Origin of the sequence: Pseudanabaena sp. lw0831 (assembly GCF_016584665.1) — a bacterium.
Lineage (GTDB): Bacteria > Cyanobacteriota > Cyanobacteriia > Pseudanabaenales > Pseudanabaenaceae > Pseudanabaena.
Window position 1 is genome coordinate 48,249 of record NZ_BBJB01000065.1, and the last position, 19,948, is coordinate 68,196.

The 19,948-nt window shown below is 42.5% G+C and carries 19 protein-coding genes, 1 other RNA gene and 1 pseudogene; 15 read left to right on the forward strand and 6 right to left on the reverse strand.

Annotated elements, in window-relative coordinates; genetic code table 11:
- The first annotated feature begins 100 nt into the window (after positions 1–100).
- From secD to APA_RS12930, 4 genes are all read left to right on the forward strand, one after another.
- Complete coding sequence (gene secD / locus APA_RS12915) at positions 101–1,597, forward strand: protein translocase subunit SecD (protein WP_201322679.1); 1,497 nt, start codon at positions 101–103, stop codon at positions 1,595–1,597.
- Positions 1,594–2,556, forward strand: coding sequence for a protein translocase subunit SecF (gene secF / locus APA_RS12920; protein ID WP_201322680.1), 963 nt, complete (start codon positions 1,594–1,596; stop codon positions 2,554–2,556). The genes secD and secF overlap by 4 nt, the downstream gene beginning before the upstream one ends.
- A gap of 72 nt (positions 2,557–2,628) precedes the next feature.
- Positions 2,629–3,195 carry a Uma2 family endonuclease gene (locus APA_RS12925; protein WP_201322681.1) on the forward strand — a complete coding sequence of 189 codons (567 nt, stop codon included), beginning with the start codon at positions 2,629–2,631 and terminating at the stop codon, positions 3,193–3,195.
- On the forward strand, positions 3,192–3,617 hold the full coding sequence (locus tag APA_RS12930) for a hypothetical protein (protein ID WP_201322682.1): 426 nt from the start codon (positions 3,192–3,194) through the stop codon (positions 3,615–3,617). Before APA_RS12925 ends, APA_RS12930 begins: the two co-directional genes overlap by 4 nt.
- A gap of 29 nt (positions 3,618–3,646) precedes the next feature.
- Here the strand turns inward: APA_RS12930 and APA_RS12935 are convergent, their stop codons facing one another.
- On the reverse strand, positions 3,647–6,061 hold the full coding sequence (locus tag APA_RS12935) for a PP2C family protein-serine/threonine phosphatase (RefSeq protein ID WP_236579563.1): 2,415 nt from the start codon (positions 6,059–6,061) through the stop codon (positions 3,647–3,649).
- Positions 6,062–6,561: 500 nt separating this feature from the next.
- Here APA_RS12935 and APA_RS12940 point away from each other — a divergent pair, with 500 nt between their 5' ends.
- The 6 genes from APA_RS12940 to ald all read left to right on the forward strand — a co-directional run bounded on the left by APA_RS12940 (position 6,562) and on the right by ald (position 10,715).
- Positions 6,562–6,783, forward strand: coding sequence for a hypothetical protein (locus APA_RS12940; RefSeq protein WP_201322683.1), 222 nt, complete (start codon positions 6,562–6,564; stop codon positions 6,781–6,783).
- 127 nt (positions 6,784–6,910) lie between these two features.
- An RNA gene (ffs, locus tag APA_RS12945) (signal recognition particle sRNA small type) lies at positions 6,911–7,007 on the forward strand.
- Between the two features lie 34 nt (positions 7,008–7,041).
- Positions 7,042–8,241 (forward strand): argininosuccinate synthase, encoded by a 1,200-nt coding sequence (locus APA_RS12950; RefSeq protein ID WP_201322684.1) that lies wholly within the window; start codon positions 7,042–7,044, stop codon positions 8,239–8,241.
- A gap of 127 nt (positions 8,242–8,368) precedes the next feature.
- Positions 8,369–8,806 (forward strand): PH domain-containing protein, encoded by a 438-nt coding sequence (locus tag APA_RS12955; protein WP_201322685.1) that lies wholly within the window; start codon positions 8,369–8,371, stop codon positions 8,804–8,806.
- A 104-nt stretch (positions 8,807–8,910) separates the two neighbouring features.
- Positions 8,911–9,546 (forward strand): LON peptidase substrate-binding domain-containing protein, encoded by a 636-nt coding sequence (locus APA_RS12960; RefSeq protein WP_103670693.1) that lies wholly within the window; start codon positions 8,911–8,913, stop codon positions 9,544–9,546.
- Positions 9,547–9,623: 77 nt separating this feature from the next.
- The gene (ald, locus tag APA_RS12965; protein WP_201322686.1) at positions 9,624–10,715 is read left to right on the forward strand and encodes an alanine dehydrogenase; all 1,092 of its coding nucleotides are present in this window, start codon (positions 9,624–9,626) and stop codon (positions 10,713–10,715) included.
- Between the two features lie 25 nt (positions 10,716–10,740).
- Here the strand turns inward: ald and APA_RS12970 are convergent, their stop codons facing one another.
- The 4 genes from APA_RS12970 to APA_RS12985 all read right to left on the reverse strand — a co-directional run bounded on the left by APA_RS12970 (position 10,741) and on the right by APA_RS12985 (position 16,498).
- Complete coding sequence (locus APA_RS12970; protein WP_201322687.1) at positions 10,741–11,589, reverse strand: energy-coupling factor transporter transmembrane protein EcfT; 849 nt, start codon at positions 11,587–11,589, stop codon at positions 10,741–10,743.
- 3 nt (positions 11,590–11,592) lie between these two features.
- The gene (locus tag APA_RS12975) at positions 11,593–13,314 is read right to left on the reverse strand and encodes an ABC transporter ATP-binding protein (protein ID WP_201322697.1); all 1,722 of its coding nucleotides are present in this window, start codon (positions 13,312–13,314) and stop codon (positions 11,593–11,595) included.
- A 120-nt stretch (positions 13,315–13,434) separates the two neighbouring features.
- A complete protein-coding gene (locus APA_RS12980) occupies positions 13,435–15,075 on the reverse strand; it encodes an acetolactate synthase large subunit (protein ID WP_201322688.1) in 1,641 nt (546 codons plus the stop codon).
- Between the two features lie 58 nt (positions 15,076–15,133).
- On the reverse strand, positions 15,134–16,498 hold the full coding sequence (locus tag APA_RS12985) for an NAD-dependent succinate-semialdehyde dehydrogenase (RefSeq protein WP_201322689.1): 1,365 nt from the start codon (positions 16,496–16,498) through the stop codon (positions 15,134–15,136).
- A 247-nt stretch (positions 16,499–16,745) separates the two neighbouring features.
- Here APA_RS12985 and APA_RS12990 point away from each other — a divergent pair, with 247 nt between their 5' ends.
- From APA_RS12990 to APA_RS13010, 5 genes are all read left to right on the forward strand, one after another.
- Positions 16,746–17,342 carry a PIN domain-containing protein gene (locus APA_RS12990; protein WP_201322690.1) on the forward strand — a complete coding sequence of 199 codons (597 nt, stop codon included), beginning with the start codon at positions 16,746–16,748 and terminating at the stop codon, positions 17,340–17,342.
- A gap of 144 nt (positions 17,343–17,486) precedes the next feature.
- Positions 17,487–17,960, forward strand: coding sequence for a heavy metal-responsive transcriptional regulator (locus APA_RS12995; RefSeq protein ID WP_201322691.1), 474 nt, complete (start codon positions 17,487–17,489; stop codon positions 17,958–17,960).
- Positions 17,961–18,246: 286 nt separating this feature from the next.
- Positions 18,247–19,110, forward strand: coding sequence for a fatty acid desaturase (locus APA_RS13000; protein ID WP_201322692.1), 864 nt, complete (start codon positions 18,247–18,249; stop codon positions 19,108–19,110).
- Positions 19,111–19,196: 86 nt separating this feature from the next.
- Complete coding sequence (locus tag APA_RS13005; protein WP_201322693.1) at positions 19,197–19,340, forward strand: PII-interacting protein PipX family protein; 144 nt, start codon at positions 19,197–19,199, stop codon at positions 19,338–19,340.
- 45 nt (positions 19,341–19,385) lie between these two features.
- On the forward strand, positions 19,386–19,556 hold the full coding sequence (locus APA_RS13010) for a hypothetical protein (protein WP_201322694.1): 171 nt from the start codon (positions 19,386–19,388) through the stop codon (positions 19,554–19,556).
- A 24-nt stretch (positions 19,557–19,580) separates the two neighbouring features.
- Here APA_RS13010 and APA_RS13015 read toward each other — a convergent pair.
- A pseudogene (locus tag APA_RS13015) lies at positions 19,581–19,948 on the reverse strand (IS4 family transposase); the annotation flags it as partial.

A 19,948-nucleotide genomic window follows, 5' to 3' on the forward strand; every position in this document is an offset into this window, starting at 1 on the left:
GTATGATGGCAGATGTCTCAAAATATCCTCTGTTTAATCTGGCTCTAAGTAAAGCTCAACCAGCTATACAAAAAAGCTATATAAAAAGCTCAAAAAAAATATGGGTAAACAAAGCCGCCTGCTTGCCTTTGTACTGGCAATTTTAATCGGGGCTGTGTATTTAATCGTCAGTCATCCTCCTAAATTAGGTTTGGATCTCAGAGGTGGTGCACAGCTTACACTCCAAGCAAAAATTAATCCTGAGCAAGGAATTAATGAAATTACGCCGCGTATCATGGAAACTGCCAAATTTGTGGTTGAGCAGCGCATTAATGGCTTAGGGGTTTCTGAAGCAACAATTTTGCTGTCGGGTAATGATCAACTAATCGTGCAGTTGCCAGGAGTAAACGATCCTGCTCAAGCCGAGCGCGTAATTGGTACAACTGCCCAGCTTGACTTTCGGAAGCAAAAGAAAAGTACGGAAAGTGAGCTAAGGGCAAGATTGCAAATTCAGCAGGCGGCGACAATTCAGCGTGAAGTTCTGAAAAATTCTACCGATCAAAAGGCGATCGCGGAAAACGAAGTAGCCTACAAGAAAAGTATTGAAGATTTAAAAGGGATCTTTGAACGCACTGGCTTAACAGGCAATATGCTCAAAGATGCAGTTGCTTCACCAACAGGAAATGGTCCCGATTCTTGGCAAGTTGCACTGACCTTTGATGATAAGGGCGGCGATCTATTTGCGAAAACCACTAGCGAAATCGGTGGTACTGGTCGCGCCTTAGGAATTTTTCTAGACGATAAATTAATTAGCTCCCCATCTGTTGGCCCCGAATTTCAAGGTAAAGGTATTACGGGTGGAAGGGCTGTAATCACAGGTAACTTTACCTTAGACTCAGCTACCGAATTAGCTTTGCAGTTACGCGCTGGAGCTTTGCCCGTGCCTGTGGAAATTGTCGAGAACCGCACTGTTGGCGCAACTCTCGGCGCAGATAGCATCCTCAGTAGTATTTATGCTGGAGTTGCGGGCTTACTACTAGTACTGATTTTCATGGTGCTGTATTACCGTATTTTGGGAATGGTCGCCGATATCGCGCTGATCACCTATGCGATTATTACTTTTTCGTTGTTTGGCTTATTGGGCGTAGTGCTCACCTTGCCAGGGATTGCAGGATTTATCCTCAGTATCGGTATGGCAGTGGATGCGAACGTATTAATTTTTGAACGCACTAAAGAAGAATTAAAAGCGGGACGCACACTTTATAAATCCGTTGAAGCAGGTTTTTATCGAGCTTGGTCTAGCATTCTTGATAGTAATGTGACGACATTAATTGCTTGCGCCGCACTGTTTTGGCTTGGTTCGGGATTTGTAAAAGGCTTTGCAGTTACTCTTGGGGTCGGGGTGCTGACCAGTATGTTTACGGCAATCACCCTGAGCCGATCGCTAATGTTAGCAATGATTAGCAATCCGATATTCCGCAAGCCTGAATATTACGGAATGAAGGCTTTTGGCAAAATCTCATCGACAGCGATCGATGTAGATTCAAAAACTGAGGATGAATCGAAAGATAGTAAAAACGACAATAAAAAAGACAATACAAGTGGTGCAGTCTTATGAGATTAGATGTAATCAAAAATGCTCGTCTTTACATCACGATTTCGACAGCAGTGATTTTGGCTGGGATCGTGGCAATGGTGTTGTCTTTTCAGCAGTTAGGTTCGCCCTTGCGATTGGGAATAGACTTTACAGGTGGCTCCAGCATCACATTGGGATTAGCCTGTAATGCTGGCAATTGCGGCAAGCCAATTGATGTAAGTGTCGTCAGGCAAGCGATTGAAAGCAAAGGTTTTACCAACAGCGTCATTCAATTAGTTGAGGGCAAAGATCTCAAGGGTGTATCAGTACGGACGGCTCATCTCTCAACCGATGAACGCGAAAAGCTAAAAAATTCCCTCGCAGAGTCTTTGAAGCAATATGGTGAAGTTGATCCTAAAAAGTCGCAAATAGATGAAGTCGGACCCGCGATTGGGCAGCAAGGGCTTAGAAATGGGCTACTTGCTCTTGCCTTGTCTTTTTCAGGTATTGGCATTTATTTAGCATTTCGTTTTCAACTGGATTACGCCGCCTTTGCAATTATTGCGCTGTTTCACGACATGCTCGTAACTGTTGGGGCATTTGCTGTGCTGGGGCTAACGATGGGTGTGGAGATCGATAGCTTGTTTATTGTGTCGATGCTGACGATTTGCGGCTTCTCGGTGAATGATACGGTGGTCATTTACGATCGCATTCGCGAAAATGTAAAGCTTGACGCAGGTGCTTCTAACTTTAATCAGTTGGTTAATGCTTCGGTCAATCAAACTCTAGGGAGATCGATTAATACATCGCTAACCGCAACTCTTCCCCTTGTGGCTATTTTCTTGTTTGGCGGTGCAACCCTGAGATTTTTCTCTCTTGCCTTGATTATTGGCTTCCTTTCTGGAGCTTATTCCAGTATCTTCAATGCCAGTATTTTACTGGCATGGTGGCGTAGCCGTCAGAATCCTAAAATTAGTCAACCTCCACTAGAGGTAAACTAAATGATAAGGGCGGTGCAAAGCACCGCCCTTATCATTAGAGCTATTATGTGAGTAAGTCTCTGGCATATAACTATGACTATAACTACAAATCGGAAGCTTACATTTGACGAATATCTAACCTATGACGATGGTACTGACAAAAGATATGAATTTAACGATGGAGAATTAGTAGAAGTGACACCGCCAATAGGATTACATGAAAGAATTGTCACTTTTTTATTGGTCTTTTTATCTGTAACTATCAAGCAAAAATCTTATCCTTATTGTGTGCGATCCAATGGAGTCGAAATTTGGACAGGTAATCGCACGCGCCGCCCTGATGTATGTGTGTTGAGCAAGCAACAAGAACTAGATATTTTAAGAAAAGCGGCTATCTTATTTACTCCGCCCTTATTAGTAATTGAGGTCGTTAGCCCAGATTATCGGAATGTCGATCGCCAAGAAAAATTGCACGAATATCAAAATGTTGGCGTATTTGAGTATTGGATTGTTGATGCAGGATTGGCTATCATTTCGGTTCTAAATATGGTGAATGGACAGTACCAAGAAACTGTTTTCCATCTAGGAGAGCAGATTATCTCGCCAACATTTGCCGATCTCCAGCTTACAGTTGATGATGTTTTGAATGCAGATATATGAATTCTGACAATAGCGATTCTCTCTCTGAAACCAGCTCTGAGGCATTAATAGACCCTTTGCTAGAACGCCAAGTCCAACGGCTGATCGAAGTACAAACCTACTTGCGATGGATATTTGATGGTTTTCTGTGGCTAACTATCGGAACTGCAAGTATTTGGGCTTTGCGAGCGGATATTGAGCTGTGGATTGCGGCTTTCACATGGGCAGGAGTACGCATAACCCTAGCTTATAATCGTTTGCCAATGATGGGGTTAGGAATATGTGTAGCGATGACTCTAGCGACTTTAGTTTGGCAGAGTTCGATTATTTTGTGGGGAGTTAATCAACGGGAGAAGCGATCGCTAATTGATCAAGTAAAAAGGATAAAGGATAAAGGAAAAAGTCATCCATTATGGCGCTGGGTCTGTGAAGAGAAAATATAATAGGCGGTGCGAAGCGCAGCCTATTATAGCTATTTTTGTTTGAGGACTAATAATGTAATGTCGTCATAAATCTTCTGAGTGCCAATATGCGATCGCAGATCGGCAATAACTGCTTGACGAATCGCGATCGCTGGGTCACCGACATGTTGACAGATGACTTCGCATAGACGCTCCAAGCCATAAAGTTGTCTTTCTTCATTCTCTGCTTCGGTAATGCCGTCGGTATACAGCACCACGACATCTCCTTCCTCAAGGTCAATATGCTTTTGAGAGAGAAAATCAAAAATCTCTTCCTCTAATCCAATCGGAAAGCCCAAGTCAATAGTGTCAAATCTTTCTAGAGTTCCATTTTTTCGCACGACAATCATTTCTTCATGTTGACCGCTCAGGATTAATTTACCTTTCTCATAATCAATCAAAGAGAGGGTTAAGTTTTTATCAGATGACATTCTCTGAACATTGCCATAAATTGTGCGATTGAGGATATCTAAAAAGCGGACAGGATCATTTTCTTCACTTTGTAATAGGGTTCGTACCGCAGTCTGTACCATGATCATTAACATGCCACTTTCTAGCCCATGTCCTGTTACGTCGCCAATACCGATTTTAATCCGCCCGTTTTGTTGTAGTACATCATAATAATCACCACCTACCTCATCAGCAGGCTCCATAAATCCTGCGATATCTAACCCCACAATCAACGCTAATTCTTTGTCTCTAGGCAAAATCATCTGCTGGAGTTTGCGCGTTACATCTAGTTCACTACTCATCCGCAGATTTTCTAATTTGAGAAGATCGTTTAAAGCCAGAATTTGCTTGTTAGCTTTCTCCAGAGCAATTTCCGCAATCTTTCGCTGACTAATATCTTCAACAGTTCCTTCGTAATAAAGGATTTTGCCATTTTCATCTCGTAATGCTCGGACATTCTCGCTAATCCAGATTGTCGTGCGATCGCGTTTATATACCTGTGACTCAAAACTAGTAATCGTGTCATTTAACTCCATTAGTTCCTGAAATTGCTGCCGACGATCGCGATCAACATAGAGATCTCTCTGGATATCAACAATTTCTTCAAGCATTTGCTCTACTGAATCGTAGCCATAAATTCGAGCTAGGGCAGGATTAACACTTAGATATTTACCTTCGACTGTTGTTTGGAAAATCCCATCCACAGAATTCTCAAAGATGCTCCGATATTTTGCTTCGGACTCTCTCAGTGCGATCGCGACACTGTTAAACGATCTCACAACCATTGATAGCTCATCTTTACTATCAAGATTAATTGATATTGCTCCACCTATTGTCATTTGTTTAGAAGCTATATCTAACTGATGTACAGTTCTCATGACCGACAAATAAAAGCCAATAAACAAATAGAGAATTGCTCCGAAAATCACTGCCACAAAAATCAATATAAATTGCTTTCGTTGCGTAAATCCTTGGATTCGATAGATAAATAACTCATCGAGGCGATCGACAATTTGCTGCGAGAGCATAAAACTATATTTAAGAGAATTCCCTATTGCTTGTCGATAAAAGCCATCAGCTAAAGAGAACTTGTTGTCTTTGCCGACCATTTGATTTGTATTGGCGATCACCTCACTAATATTAGCGACAAAATTGCGAAGATGACTGCTCAGCGAATTACGTAAATTGCCGCGAGGATTATTTCTAAAAGCGCGTTCCAAATTTGCCGTTAAATCGTTGTTATATTCTTCCAACAAACTAAGCAAAGAAATAAGCGATTCTTTTTTTAAGTTGGTAATTTCTTTGTCAAATAAAATTTCCTTAGAAGTCTGCATCATCTTATTTAAGATCTTCTGCATCTCTGGGAGCTTAACGGCACTCGCATCCATTAGGTAGTAGGTATCTAAATCTGGATCGAGAATTAAATTCGAGTAATCAACTACGTAAACTCGGAATTGGGCGAGCTTTTCGAGTAATAAATCGTGATTACGAAAGCCTATAAACCCTGTCATGTCCTGTAAGTCTTGCCACGAAAGCTGAAGATCTTTTAGTTTCTCGCCTGTTTGAATGGTCACACCTAGTCGCATATCAGCATTTGATAAGCTTGTGAATTCATTATCAATTAGACTTTGTAGATCATCCAATTCTCGCGTCTGCAATTGGAGTATTTCCGATTTCTCTGTCAGGTTAATGCTTTGCTGGCTCTTGTGAAATTGGTTCTGTAAAATTAATTGTCTTTGTGGAATGTATTGCCATAGTTGACTGATTGGGCGCAGATAGGCATTCCCGTAGATTTCCTTTTGGGTAAACTCTATGCGACTATCAAGTTCTGACAACAGCAGATTCATCACCAATGCTAATGGCAACACAAAGAGCAAACTGATCAGAAAAAACTTTTGGGGGTATTTCAGCCGATTCATAAGGGCGATCGCTGGTTTAAATAGAAGCATATTTTGCCTTAGAGTCAAGATGGGCATTACTTTGCCTTGCTAATCGACTAAGATTCTTGATCATTTACTTAAGTACCGCGGCATAAATATAAAACCAGAACCAAAATCTGTACCGCCCGCTGCGCGAGCGGTACAGATTTTGGGATTTTACATTTAATTAGACTTAGCTACTTACTCATTTTATAGCTCTTGCCAGTCTTGATTAGTACAGCCCCAAAACCGAGGGGCGATTATTTTTAGTAACTCATTTTTTTATTTTGCGATTTCTTTAACCGACAACTGGCTCAATTGCGATCTAGATCACAAATACTTGGGGAACATATCACAAAGTAGACAGTCATAATAGATTAAATCTAGGTTAAGATTAGGTTAACAAAGTTAATTGCGTCTAAATTACTTATACCCATAGTCATCAAAATATTTTTCTAACAAAGGTAATGTGTTCGGCTGCTACTCAATACAGAGCCTTTCAGGATATATAAGACTATCTAGTCTCACTCTTAGTTGTAATCTACAGAGGGAAAATTATGTCCGCTACAACCAAATGTCTATTTCCTAAGTCTCGTTATTACGGCACATTTACGCCAGAGAACCTGATGTTTAATGCCAATTTACAAGAGTTTTCCCACCGTGTCAGTATCATTTGCAGTCTAGAGACTGGTGGCAAAATTTCAGCGCAAGCAGCGTATTTGCAAATCGAAGAGTTATGGCAGCAGCTCGAGCAATCTAAACGTACTCTCCTTACATGAAAGAAAAAAGCGGTGCAAAGCACTGCTTTTTCTTTTTGAGGCGATCGCACGACCGATATGTATGGATTTGCCAACAATTTATTTAACTATTGATGTAACTTTCCCTCTTAGTGCTAATCTTATGGATGGCTCGGATCTACGCGATCGCAACGCCCGAATCGTGTCAGGGTCGGAAGACAGCAGCACTAAGGGATGCTTGAGATAGGCGTAGTACCCGGGCTACTTTTTTAGGTTTAGCAATGGGTTCAGGAGAGATTCATGGGTCGGGCGAAAAAAGTCGTACTTGCGTATTCAGGCGGCGTTGATACATCTGTTTGTATTCCTTATCTCATGCAAGAATGGGGCGTTGAAGAAGTCATTACCCTTGCAGCAGACCTAGGACAAGGCGATGAGTTAGATCCCATCAAGCAGAAGGCTCTAGATTCAGGAGCGTCCGTCTCTCTGGTTAGAGATGTAACTAAAGAATTTGTCACAGACTATGCGTTCCCAGCGATTAAAGCCAATGCGCTTTATGAAAATCGTTATCCTTTAACGACGGCTCTAGCGCGTCCCCTCATAGCCAAAATTTTGGTGGAAGCGGCGGAAGAATATGGTGCTGATGCCGTTGCTCATGGATGTACGGGTAAAGGCAATGACCAAGTAAGGTTTGATGTGTCGATCGCTGCTCTCAATCCAGATATTAAAGTCTTAGCTCCAGCCCGTGAATGGGGCATGAGCCGAGAAGAAACGATCGCCTATGGTGAAAAATTTGGGATTGCTTCACCAGTGAAGAAGTCTTCACCATTCAGCATCGATCGCAACTTGCTCGGTCGCAGCATCGAAGCAGGGCCTCTCGAAAATGCTTGGAATGAGCCGCCAGAAGAAATTTATGCGATGACCAAAGCGATCGCCGATACCCCTGACGAGCCAACCTATACCGAAATTGGCTTCGAGAAAGGCATTCCTGTCGCGATCGATGGTAAAGCTCTTGAGCCTGTCGAGTTGATTACTGCCTTGAATGAGATCGCTGGTAACAACGGCGTTGGACGCATCGACATGGTAGAAAACCGCTTAGTGGGGATCAAGTCTCGTGAAATCTACGAAGCTCCCGCGATGTTGGTCTTGATCCATGCTCACCGCGATCTGGAAAGCCTTGCTTTGCCTTCTGACTTAGCGCAATACAAGCGCGGTCTTGAAGACACCTATGGCAAGATGATTTATAACGGTCTTTGGTACAGCCCCCTCAAGACTGCCCTCGATGCTTTCATCGACAGCAGCCAAGAGCGTGTATCAGGAACTGTCCGCGTCAAGTTCCATAAAGGCAATGCGATCATTGTCGGTCGTCAGTCAGTCAACTCCCTTTATGACGAGGACTTGGCAACTTATACCAGTGCTGACCAATTCGATCACAAGGCTGCTGAAGGATTTATCTATGTTTGGGGTATGCCTATTCGTGTATGGGCCCAGAAAAATAGATAAGTGTAAATGAGCGCTTAGCACTGCCTTACACTTAAAAATCGCAAAGAGGAGTCAACGCTAAGCGTTGACTCCTCTTTGATTACTGGTGCAAATCGCTGTAAGATGGCTCAAAATAGTAATTTTCTCTATGACTAAAGTACCTCTACCCGATGAGCGCATTCTTTTTAAAGGTCATCCTGCGGTTATTGGTAGTGTGACAAGGTTGCTGATTTCGATTTTTACCCTAGGTATTGGTGCTATCTGGTATTGGTTGCAGTCGATCAATACAAAATATCTGATTACTTCACAACGAATTGTTATAGAAAGAGGAGTTTTCTCAAAAGATATTGAAATTCTAGAAATTTATCAAGTTGATGATATCCAGTTGGAAATGCCCTTAAACCAGCGCATTATGGGTACTGGAAATATGCTTTTGTTAACCCGTGATATTTCCGCCCCAAAGTTGCTCTTAAACCGTCTACCAATTAACGTGAGAGAGCTATACGAGCAGATGCGTCCATGCATTCAGCAAGCAAGATTTCGCTTTCATGTTCGTGATGAAGAAAATCCTAGAGAACTTTTTTGAAATTTTCTGCGCCGATGGCACAGAAAATTTCCTGATATGGCGATCGCTATAGAACTCAAGCTAAACTGGGTAGAACGTCTTAACTAGTGCCAAGCTTAGCAACAATGACTTCATCATCGATTTCAGTTCGTGAATTGCCGCTGTTCCCTTTACCTGAGTTGGTACTATTTCCGGGACAGTCTCTACCGCTTCATATTTTTGAGTACCGCTATCGCATGATGATCAATACTGTGCTAGAAAGCGATCGCATGTTTGGGGTCGTAATGTGGGACTCAGAGACGGGTAAACCTGCAAATATCGGCTGTGTTGCCCAAATCGTACAGTATCATCGCTTGCCAGACGATCGCTTTAAACTTTTGACTATGGGTCAACAGCGCTTTCGAGTGTTGGAATATGTACGCGAAACTCCCTATCGGGTGGGATTGGTGGAATGGATTGAAGACGAGCCTAGTAGTGACGCACCATTTTTATTAGCCACAGAAGTACGTGAGTTGCTCAATGACGTAATCCGTCTATCGCAAAAGCTTACCGATCAAGAAATAGAGTTACCGAAGATTCCCCGTGGCCCGATCGAATTATCCTATTGGGTCGCCAGCAACTTTCAGGGTGCAAGCTTAGAACAGCAATCATTACTGGAAACACTTGATACGGCTGGGCGTTTGCGCCGTGAGGCTGAAATTTTATCTTCAACTAGAAGTCAATTAGCAGCCCGTACAGTTTTGAAAGATACTTTTAAATAAAATTAAATCAATTTTTTGTTGAAAGTGCTGCGAAGTAGCACTTTCAACATAGCCTTAAATTTTCAGGAGCAATAACCGTGAAGATCGGTGTACCGAGCGAAATCAAAGATCGTGAGTTTCGGGTGGGAATGACACCTGCGGGTGTGGTGGCATTAACGGCGCGATCGCATCAAGTGTTTGTAGAGGCAAATGCAGGAGTTGGCTCTGGCTTTAGCGATCGGGAATATATTCAAGCTGGAGCAAAAATTGTCGCAACGCCACAGGAAGTTTATGCCCAAGAAATGGTGGTAAAGGTTAAGGAGCCTTTGCCCAGCGAATATGACTTGCTACACCCAGAATTAATTCTCTTTACCTATCTCCATCTCGCCGCCGATCGCCAATTGACGGTCGCTTTAATCAAGTCGGGCGCAACCTGTATCGCCTATGAAACTGTGCAATTAGATAATGGTCAATTGCCTTTACTAGTGCCGATGAGCATTATCGCTGGTCGTTTATCAGTTCAGTTTGGGGCGCATTATTTGACCAAGCAACAGGGTGGTAGTGGTGTGTTACTAGGCGGTATTCCTGGGGTAAGAGCAGGACATGTGGTGGTGCTAGGTGGCGGCGTAGTCGGTACTGAAGCCGCCAGAATGGCGATCGGTTTGGGAGCGAGGGTGACAATTTTAGATGTCAATCTTAATCGTCTTGGTGAATTAGAATCTCTGTTTGGTTCGCGGGTACAGTTGCTGTACAGCACTGCTAGCAATATCTCCGAGGCAGTGGTGTCGGCAGATTTGGTCATTGGAGCGGTGTTAATCACTGGCAAACGCGCACCGACATTAGTAAAGCGTGAACTTGTCCAAAAAATGCGATCGCATTCCGTGATTGTCGATGTTGCTGTCGATCAAGGTGGTTGTATCGAAACGGTGCGAACTACTTCTCACACGACTCCTGTATATGAAGAAGAAGGAGTCTTGCATTATGGTGTGCCAAATATGCCGGGGGCTGTACCTTGGACGGCGACTCAAGCTTTGGTTAATGCTACACTTCCCTATACTTGTGCGTTGGCAGATTTTGGACTGGATGCAATAAAGCGCGATCGCGCTTTGGCAAAGGGCGTAAATATCCAGAATGGTCATATTGTTTATGCTGCTGTTGCCGAAGCATTTCCTGATTTGCCAAAAGCCTAGATCCTGAAGCCTAAAAGCAACGCTTTTAGGTGTAGAGCAGCCATGCAAATTTGCCAATCCCCAAGCTGAAATAGAGGGCGATCGCAATTATAAATATCAAACTCGAACCAATCATCAAAAAGTAATCAGCAATTGTTAGAGCCGACTCATGCAGATAAGTGCGATCGGAACTACCTGAAAAACCTTTTGACTGCAAAACTATTTCTAGTTTTTGCGATTTCGAGAGTGAATTTAGAATTAAAGGTACAGCAACCTTGGCATAAACTCGTGCTTTTTTTAACCATCCCATCCTCTCAAAATTTAACCCGCGTAGGCGCTGTGACTCAATAATTGATTGAACTTCTTCTAATAAAAGTGGCACAAATCGCAATGTTGACGAAAAGATAAATACAACTTTGTAAGGGATTTTGGCGCGTACCATACCTACCGTCATTTGATTTACATCCGTTGTAAAAATTGCCAATGGAATGATCAAAATCATTGTCAGAGTCTTAAAGACAATATTCAATCCATAGAGAGTTCCTTCTAAACTCATTTTTGCATTTCCTACTAACCACCATGTTTGTGGCAAGCTCAAGAGGGTTGTGAGTTCTGTTTTATGCGTCAGTAATTTAACTTGCTCCACATTAAAAAATCCCATACTCAAAATCAGAAAGATGTAAAAAGGAATCATTACTTTTAAAATGCTTCCCAAATAATTGAGCCTGACTCCAGCGAGAACGCAGGAAGCAATCACACTCAGCATCAAAATCCCACCTGCGATCGGGCTTTCCCATAGGAAAGCAAGAATTGTGATCGAAAGCATCACTACCAACTTAGCTCGAAAATCTAAGCGGGTGAATAGAGAATCATACTTAACTGTTTGTAACTTCATATTCTAAATTTCTGATGGCCTAAAACAATTAGCAAATTCTGAGGGGGTAATTAGAGGATATTCGCGATCGCATATTTCACTGAGCTTTTGCGATAGCTCCACCGATTGCGGCGGCGTGAGGTAGGTGGACTCTAGCAAATCAGTTTGATGATAAGCTTGGCGCAAGGGTGCATCAAGCAAAATAGTGCCTTTGCCCATGACGATCGCGCGATCGGCATAGTCAGGCATGAGATATAAATGATGTGTAATCACAATCACGGTTTTACCCATTCGGTGTAGCTGACGACTGACTTCTAAAATCGAAGAAGCTCCTTGATAGTCTTGTCCTGTGGTCGGTTCATCGAAAATGATGATCTCAGGATTCATTGCTAATAAAGCCGCAATAACGATGCGTCCGCGTTCTCCCTTTGGTAAAGATAACGGATGAGCATGGCGCTGTTCCCATAGCTGCATGGCTTTAAGACTGCGCTCTGTTTCTTTCTTGACGATATCGGGCGCGTAACCAAGGAAAGGCAGAGCAAAAGCAACTTCTTTCTCAACGGAAGTATTAAAAATTTGGTTGTCGGGATTTTGAGCGAGATAGCCGATGGATTGAGCAAGATCGCTGACGGATAGATCTTTAGTATCGCGATCGCGTACTAATACTCTCCCTGATGTGGGTTTTAGCAAATTCAGGAAATGCTTCACAAGGGTGCTTTTGCCTGCACCATTCTGTCCGACGATTAGCACATATTCGCCTTCATGGATATCTAGCGAGATATTTTTGAGTGCTTCCGTGCCGTCATCGTAGGTATGTTTTAGGTTCTGAACTGAGAGAACGGGCGATTTATTGCTACGAAAGGGAGTGGTGAATATGGGCGGCTCTATTGGTTGAATTTGCGATCGCAGTTCACTTAAGGCTTTAATTCCAGCCTCCAAGGTAACAGGAATCTTGGGAATATTAATTCCCTTTTGCTGGATTTGGCTAAAAGCTTGAGCGACTTCAGGAGGACGCAGTTTATTTTGTTGCAGCAGATTCACCTTTGAATAAATTTCATCAGGAGTGCCAACTGCGATTAATTTACCCTGTGAGAGCAAGGCAATGCGATCGCAAAATTCTGCCATTTCTTCGGCAGCATGGGAAACCATCACGATCGCTACGCCCAGTTCTTCTTTTAATTCCCTGACTGTAGCAAAGACTTCCTGGGAACCAATGGGATCGAGTTGTGAGGTTGGTTCATCGAGTATTAGTAAATCAGGTTGTAGAGCAAGTGCAGCTGCGATCGCTAAACGTTGTTTTTGACCACCCGAAAGCTCTTGCGGATTCTTTTTTTCAAATCCTGCGAGACGGACTGATTTTAAAACGATGGGAATCCGCCGCAAAATTTCTTCGCGGGGGACGCAGAGATTTTCGAGGGCAAAAGCGATCTCATTTTCGACAGAAGTGGCGGTAATCTGGATTTCAGGATCTTCAAAAACAATTCCCACATGACGTGCTAATTCGCTAACGGGATGGTCAAGGGTATCTAAACCCGCGATCGCAATTATGCCAAAAAACCGTCCACCATAAAACTGGGGAACGATGCCCGTAAGTGCCAGACATAGTGTAGTTTTCCCTGCTCCTGTCGCACCAATTATGCCTAAAAATTCTCCTTTCTTAATCGTTAGCGATATATCTTTTAATACTGTCTCCTTAGCGTTGGGATATATATATGAAACCTTATCTAAAACTGCGATCGCCTTGATCTCATTCATGATTTTGACTGAAAATCTATTTTTGTACTAAAGTTCAAAATGGCGCAGAACTTTTAACCTCAGACACTGAACTGCCTGTGCAGCGGGCGTTTCAGTGTCTGGGGTAGCTGCTTACAACGGGCAAGATAACTCACCGACTTTGCGAGAAAAAAGCATGTTTTCACGGTAATCAACGGGGCAATCAATAACGGCAGGAACATCTTGCTCAAGAGCTTCCTTAAGCATAGGAATTAAATCCATTGCTGAAGTAACACGATAACCTTTAAGTCCCATACTTTCAGCAAGTTTCACAAAATCAGGGTTGCCAAATTTGATAAAAGCCGATCGACCGTAATGGATTTGTTGCTTCCATTCAATGAGTCCAAAACCGCCATCATTAAAGATCAGCGTCACAAAGGGCGTACCGATGCGAGTTGCAGTTTCCAGTTCCTGCATATTCATCATAAAGCCGCCATCACCTGTGACAGCGACAATCTTACGCTCAGGATTGACTAGCTTTGCGGCGATCGCACCTGGGATGGCTATCCCCATTGCCGCAAAACCATTGGAAATAATGCAAGTGTTAGGGCGATCGCAATGGTAATGCCGTGCCATCCACATTTTATGCGCTCCCACATCGGAAATAACGATATCTTCGGCTGCCATGACTTGGCGTAGATCGTAGATGATCTTTTGTGGCTTAATCGGAAACCCATCATCATGGGCGTACTGCTCATAGGTGGCGAGAACTTGGGGACGCAAGGCGATCGCATGGGGATCTTGCCTTCCTGCGCGATCGCAACGGTGCATAATCTCCATTAATGAATCAGAAATATCACCAACAATTTCTACCTGCGGCATATAGCTGCTATCAACTTCCGCCGTCAACTCCGCAATGTGAATGATCGGAATTGTACCTGTGGGATTCCATTTCTTGGGTGAGTATTCGATTAAGTCATAGCCAACGGCTATTACCAAATCTGTTTCATCAAAAGCACAATTAATCACATCTCTTTGCTGTAAACCGATTGACCAAAGCGCCAGAGGATGACGATAAGGAATGACACCCTTACCCATAAAGGTATTAGTAACAGGAATATTTAAGCGCGTCGCAAAGTCGGTCAAAGCTTGACTAGCTTGGGAACGAATCGCACCATTTCCCACCAAAATCAAAGGGTTTTTTGCCTGTGCAATCAGCAACGCTGCTTCCGAAAGACTGCGATAGGAGGCATACATTGAATTGCGATCGCCTTTAATCAATAATGGCTGCCCCGTCACTTCCATATCAGCAATATTTTCGGGTAAATCAATATGTACTGCCCCTGGTTTCTCAGATTTAGCCAGTTTAAAGGCTTTACGCACAATTTCAGGCGTGATACTAGGGCGGACAATTTGCGCATTCCACTTGGTTACAGGCTCGAACATAGCAACCAGATCGAGATATTGATGGGAATTAGTATGCATTCGGTCAGTTCCCACTTGCCCTGTAATAGCGATTAACGGAGCACAGTCCAAATTCGCATCGGCAACCCCCGTCATCAAATTGGTGGCTCCAGGGCCTAATGTCGATAGACATACTCCTGGCTTGCCCGTCAGTCTTCCATAGACATCCGCCATAAAGGCTGCACCCTGCTCATGGCGAGTAGTGATAAATTTAATCGATGAGTTCTCAAGGGCATTAAGAACCGCCATATTCTCTTCCCCAGGCAGTCCAAAGATATATTCCACACCCTCATTTTCCAAACATTTGACTAATAATTCTGCGGTGTTCATAGCTTCCTCACAAATTAAGTTTGGATTTGCACGCTTTGCGTGCAAATCCAGACAGGGTTTATTTAATCCAAATAGTTTTGATATTCACAAATTCGCGAATACCTTCGAGTCCTAGCTCACGGCCAAAACCCGATCGCTTAATGCCCCCAAAAGGAACGCGCGGATCGGATTTGACCATACCATTGACAAAGACTGCGCCCGCCTCGATTTGTTCGATCGCCGTCTCTATTTCTTGTTGATCATTACTCCAAAAGCTCGCCCCCAAGCCAAAATTAGTGCTATTCGCAAGGGCGATCGCCTCATCAATATTTTTGACCCGAAACACCGAAGCGACAGGACCAAAAAATTCTTCTTGATAGGGCGGCGCACCCAAGGGAATATCGGTCAAAATCGTCGGTGCGTAGAAATTACCTTTCTCTTTAAGGCGATAACCTCCAACTAAGACCTTTGCGCCTAAATCCACAGTGTTTTTCACCTGCAAATCTAGTTCATTTAAAATTTGCGGCGTAGCAAGTGGCCCCACATCAGTTTCAGGTTGCATCGGATCGCCCACTTTTAGAGCTTTGAATTTCTCCACAAATTTAGCAATAAACTGATCGGCGATCGCCTCTTCGACAATAAATCGCTTCGCAGCAATACAGGTCTGTCCATTGTTCATTACCCGCGCTGTTACTGCGGTGCTTACCGCCAAATCCAAATCTGCACTTTTCAGAACAATAAACGGATCGCTTCCCCCTAGCTCTAAGACAACTTTTTTGAGATGATGCCCTGCGATCGCAGCTAGACTTTGCCCCGCAGGTTCACTGCCTGTTAACGTGGCAGCTTTAACGCGACTATCTGCTACTACATTTGCCACGCGATCTGCCCCCATCAGCAAAGTTTGAAATGCACCTTCAGGCACACCTGCTGCGTGAAAGATTTCCTCGATCGCTAAAGCACATTGCGGCACATTAGAAGCATGTTTCAGCAACCCCACATTTCCTGCCATTAAGCAAGGCACAGCAAATCGAAATACTTGCCAAAAGGGAAAGTTCCAAGGCATCACCGCTAGAATAACTCCCATAGGTTGATAGCGAATTAGTGTGCGACTAGCATCGGTAATTGCGGGCGTATCTGCTAAAAATTGGGGCGCATGTTCGGCATAAAAACGACAGAGATAAGCGCATTTCTCTATTTCCGCGATCGCACTTTTCAGTGTTTTCCCCATTTCGATGGTCATGATAATCCCAAATTCTGTTTTTTTCGCCTCCAGAATATCGGCAGCTTGGTTCATCCATTGGGCGCGATCGCTAAAACTACTATGCTTATAAGTAGCAAAGGTGCGATCGGCAAGCGCCAATTTATGCTCAAGTTCTTGATCTGTCAAAGGCTCGAAAGCCTTTAATAATTCTCCTGTTACAGGATTGATTGATGCGATCGCCATGATCTTTTCTCCATTCCTGAGAAGGCTACAACAAATTTAGGCTTGCCATAGGTAAGCAAAACTCGCTATACAAAATGTTTGTATGCATAAGATCTTAAGCCTTGCGATCGCCAAATATACCGATAATTCAACTAAATTTACGATTCATGATGAGGAAACAGCACTTTGAGCTATTTCCTCATCATGGCGATCAGTTATCTGCTATTGTAAATATTCGTTCTAAAATCACGTTAATGCCATTTGATCGATGAGAAGTAATTACATCCTGATAGACTATGAAAATGTTCAAAATATAGATTTAACTTGTCTTAAAGAGAAAAGTTTTTATATCAAAATATTCATTGGTACAAATCAAACAAAAATCCCTATTGATTTAGTCTTGAAATCTCAGGAGTTAGGCAATCAAGTTGAGTGGATTCAAATTAATGGAAGTGGCAAGAATGCTCTTGACTTCCATATTACTTTTGTTTTAGGGAAATTAGTCCAAAAAGATCCAGAAGGATTCTTTCACATCATTTCTAAAGACACTGGATTTGATCCATTAATTACTTATTTAAAAAATCAAAAAGTACTCTGCAACCGTAAAGAAGACATTTCTTTAATTACCAATTCATTATGGGATGACAAGATGTCATTAGAAGATACATGCAAAATAATAATTCAAAAACTCGTATCTATTGATAAAAAAGGTAGACCTAAATCTGAATCTACATTAAAAAACTATATCAAAGCACAATTAGGCTTAAGAGAATTATCTCCCGTCATAAATGAAGTTTATCAGAGTCTTCTTGGCAGTAAAAAGATTTATTTCGATCAAGCAAAAAAAATTGACTATGGATTTTAGTCACTGCTTAAGCCTAGGTTTTACCCTGCTATACAGAATGAGAAATCTCTTCGCAAAGCAGAAACTTTGCTGAACCACTTGACCTTATACCATAGTATAAGGTCTAAGCTTGTATATGTTGGATGTAAAAAAGCAAGGATCGCAATGCTGCAAGTTGGTGAAGTCTCTCGCAAATTAGGGCTAAATCCTCAGACGCTTTATTTCTATGAGCGCATCGGGTTAATTCCCCCTCCGCATAGAACTGAAGCAGGCTATCGCCTGTTTAGCCAAGAGGATGTAGATCGATTAGCTTTCATTAGCCATACAAAAGCGATGGGTTTAAGCCTAGACGACATTCGAGAGATTTTGGCTGCCAAAGACGGGAAATCACCGACTTGTCAAACAGTGCATGATTGTCTCCTCAAAAAAGCAAAGGCGATTGAAGAGACAATTCAACAACTACAAATATTGCATGACGAACTTCTACCACTCATAAATCATTGCCATCAAAATATTGAATGCAAAGATTGCTCTAGCCCAAGCGAAGATTGTGTAGTACCAGATGATCCGCGTTATGAATTCCAACAAGCTTGCAGTTCTTGGCAAGGACTTACTGAAGCCTCTCAAATGAGAAGCTGACGGATTTTGACTTCCATTAAAGTTAAGTTTAACAACATCATTTTAGCCACAACGTGCGCATGAAATGATGTTGTTAAACTTGTGCTTGCAATTGGGCAATACCTTCTCCCTATTTAGATAATACCAATTCTCGAAAGTATAGTCACACGTTCGAGAATTAAAAGCCAAATCCGATAAGGGTTTTAAATTTTCGCATTGACTTCGCAATGACAACGTCATTTTGAGAATTGATATAACGAGAGATTCTTTCTTCTCAGAAAATCTTTAGCACCACCATTTATAGACCATGACAAGACTATTTTCAGACGACATTTTACTTTCAACTTCTGACACTACTCCTAAGCCGCTAAGGCTTAGCTGGATATCAATAGTTTTTTTTGCCATCGTTCATGGATTAGCCCTATTAGCACCTTGGTTTTTCTCATGGTCAGCTTTAGGAACCATGATTTTATTGCATTGGTTCTTAGGAAGTATTGGTATCTGTTTGGGATATCACCGATTATTGAGCCATCGCAGCTTTCAGGTTCCTAAATGGCTAGAATATGCGATCGCTTTAGTCGGCGCAACAGCTTTACAAGGTGGCCCAATTTTTTGGATCGCAGGTCACCGCTTACACCACGCTCATACTGAAGATATTGAGAAAGATCCTTACTCCGCACGTAGAGGATTTTGGTGGAGTCATATGCTGTGGATGATCTATCCTAAAGAAGAGTTTTTTAATCCAAATCTATATCGTAAATATGCCCCTGAAATGGCTCGCGATCCCTTCTATCTATGGCTCGACAAGTACTATTTGCTATTGCAAATTCCTTTAGGAATTATGTTATATCTTCTCGGTGGTTGGTCGTTTATCATCTGGGGAATGTGTTTGAGAGCAGTTTTACTATGGCACAGCACATGGTTTATCAACTCAGTTACGCACATGTGGGGATATAGAACCTTTGAGACCAATGATAATTCACGAAATCTCTGGTGGGCTGCGATCGTTACCTATGGAGAAGGCTGGCACAATAATCACCATGCCTATCCCCATGTAGCAAAAGCGGGTTGGCGTTGGTGGGAAGTTGATGTTACTTGGTGGGCAATCCAAGTGCTCCGAAGTTTAGGATTAGCAACTAAAGTGATCATGCCTCCTGCGATCAAAAATTAAAAAAGGTTGATACGCAAAGCGTATCAACCTTTTTTATTGAGTAAACAACTGACAGATTGAATTCACTAAATTGTCTAATTTGCAAAATGTCCGAATACTATTTAAATCATCCTAATTTTGGTTTAATATCCCGCTTATGTAGGGTAGATGAGTTCCATGGTTTGTTTGCTACGCTCTTCTCTCAAAGATTATTTTTATTGACTACAATTAGTCTACCCCTGTTAAGGTGACTAACGAGCTTGCCTGATTCCAGCGATATAGATCCGTAAAATATCATGTCAAAAGTCCAAGAAAATGGATTTTTGAAGGCTGAAACGACCAATCTACGTTCGATATTTTTGCACCTTAACAGGGGTACTACAATTAGTCCTAATGGTATTTCGTTTGAGACTGTTCCACGAGCAGATGCTAAGCTCATTGTCGAAAATCAAATGCGATCGCCTTAGTGGTGCAGAAAACTTAGGCGAGTCTCATCCTGAGACAGTGGTAACACGAGAAAATTCAATACGAAAATCTAACATTTCTCGTTTGGTAATAGAAGCACAGGCAGGAGGAGGGTTACTTTTAGGCAAAACCTGCAATTGAGGAAGTAGTTTCTGCTGGTAAAGAAGACTGTGAAGATGACGGAGACCGAGTTGCAGAAAACTCAAGCCTCTGTGGTCATGCCAATCAATCCAAGCCCTTTGCCCCAAACGCACCAACATGATACCGAGAATCAGAGCAATCAAGGAAGCCGTGGCAAGGAGCATAAATAAACAAGTGAGAGCTTGAGCATCGCGGAGATGAGAGCTAACAATATCAAAAGCCCCAGACTTGTAATCCTTAAAATGAGGTTCAA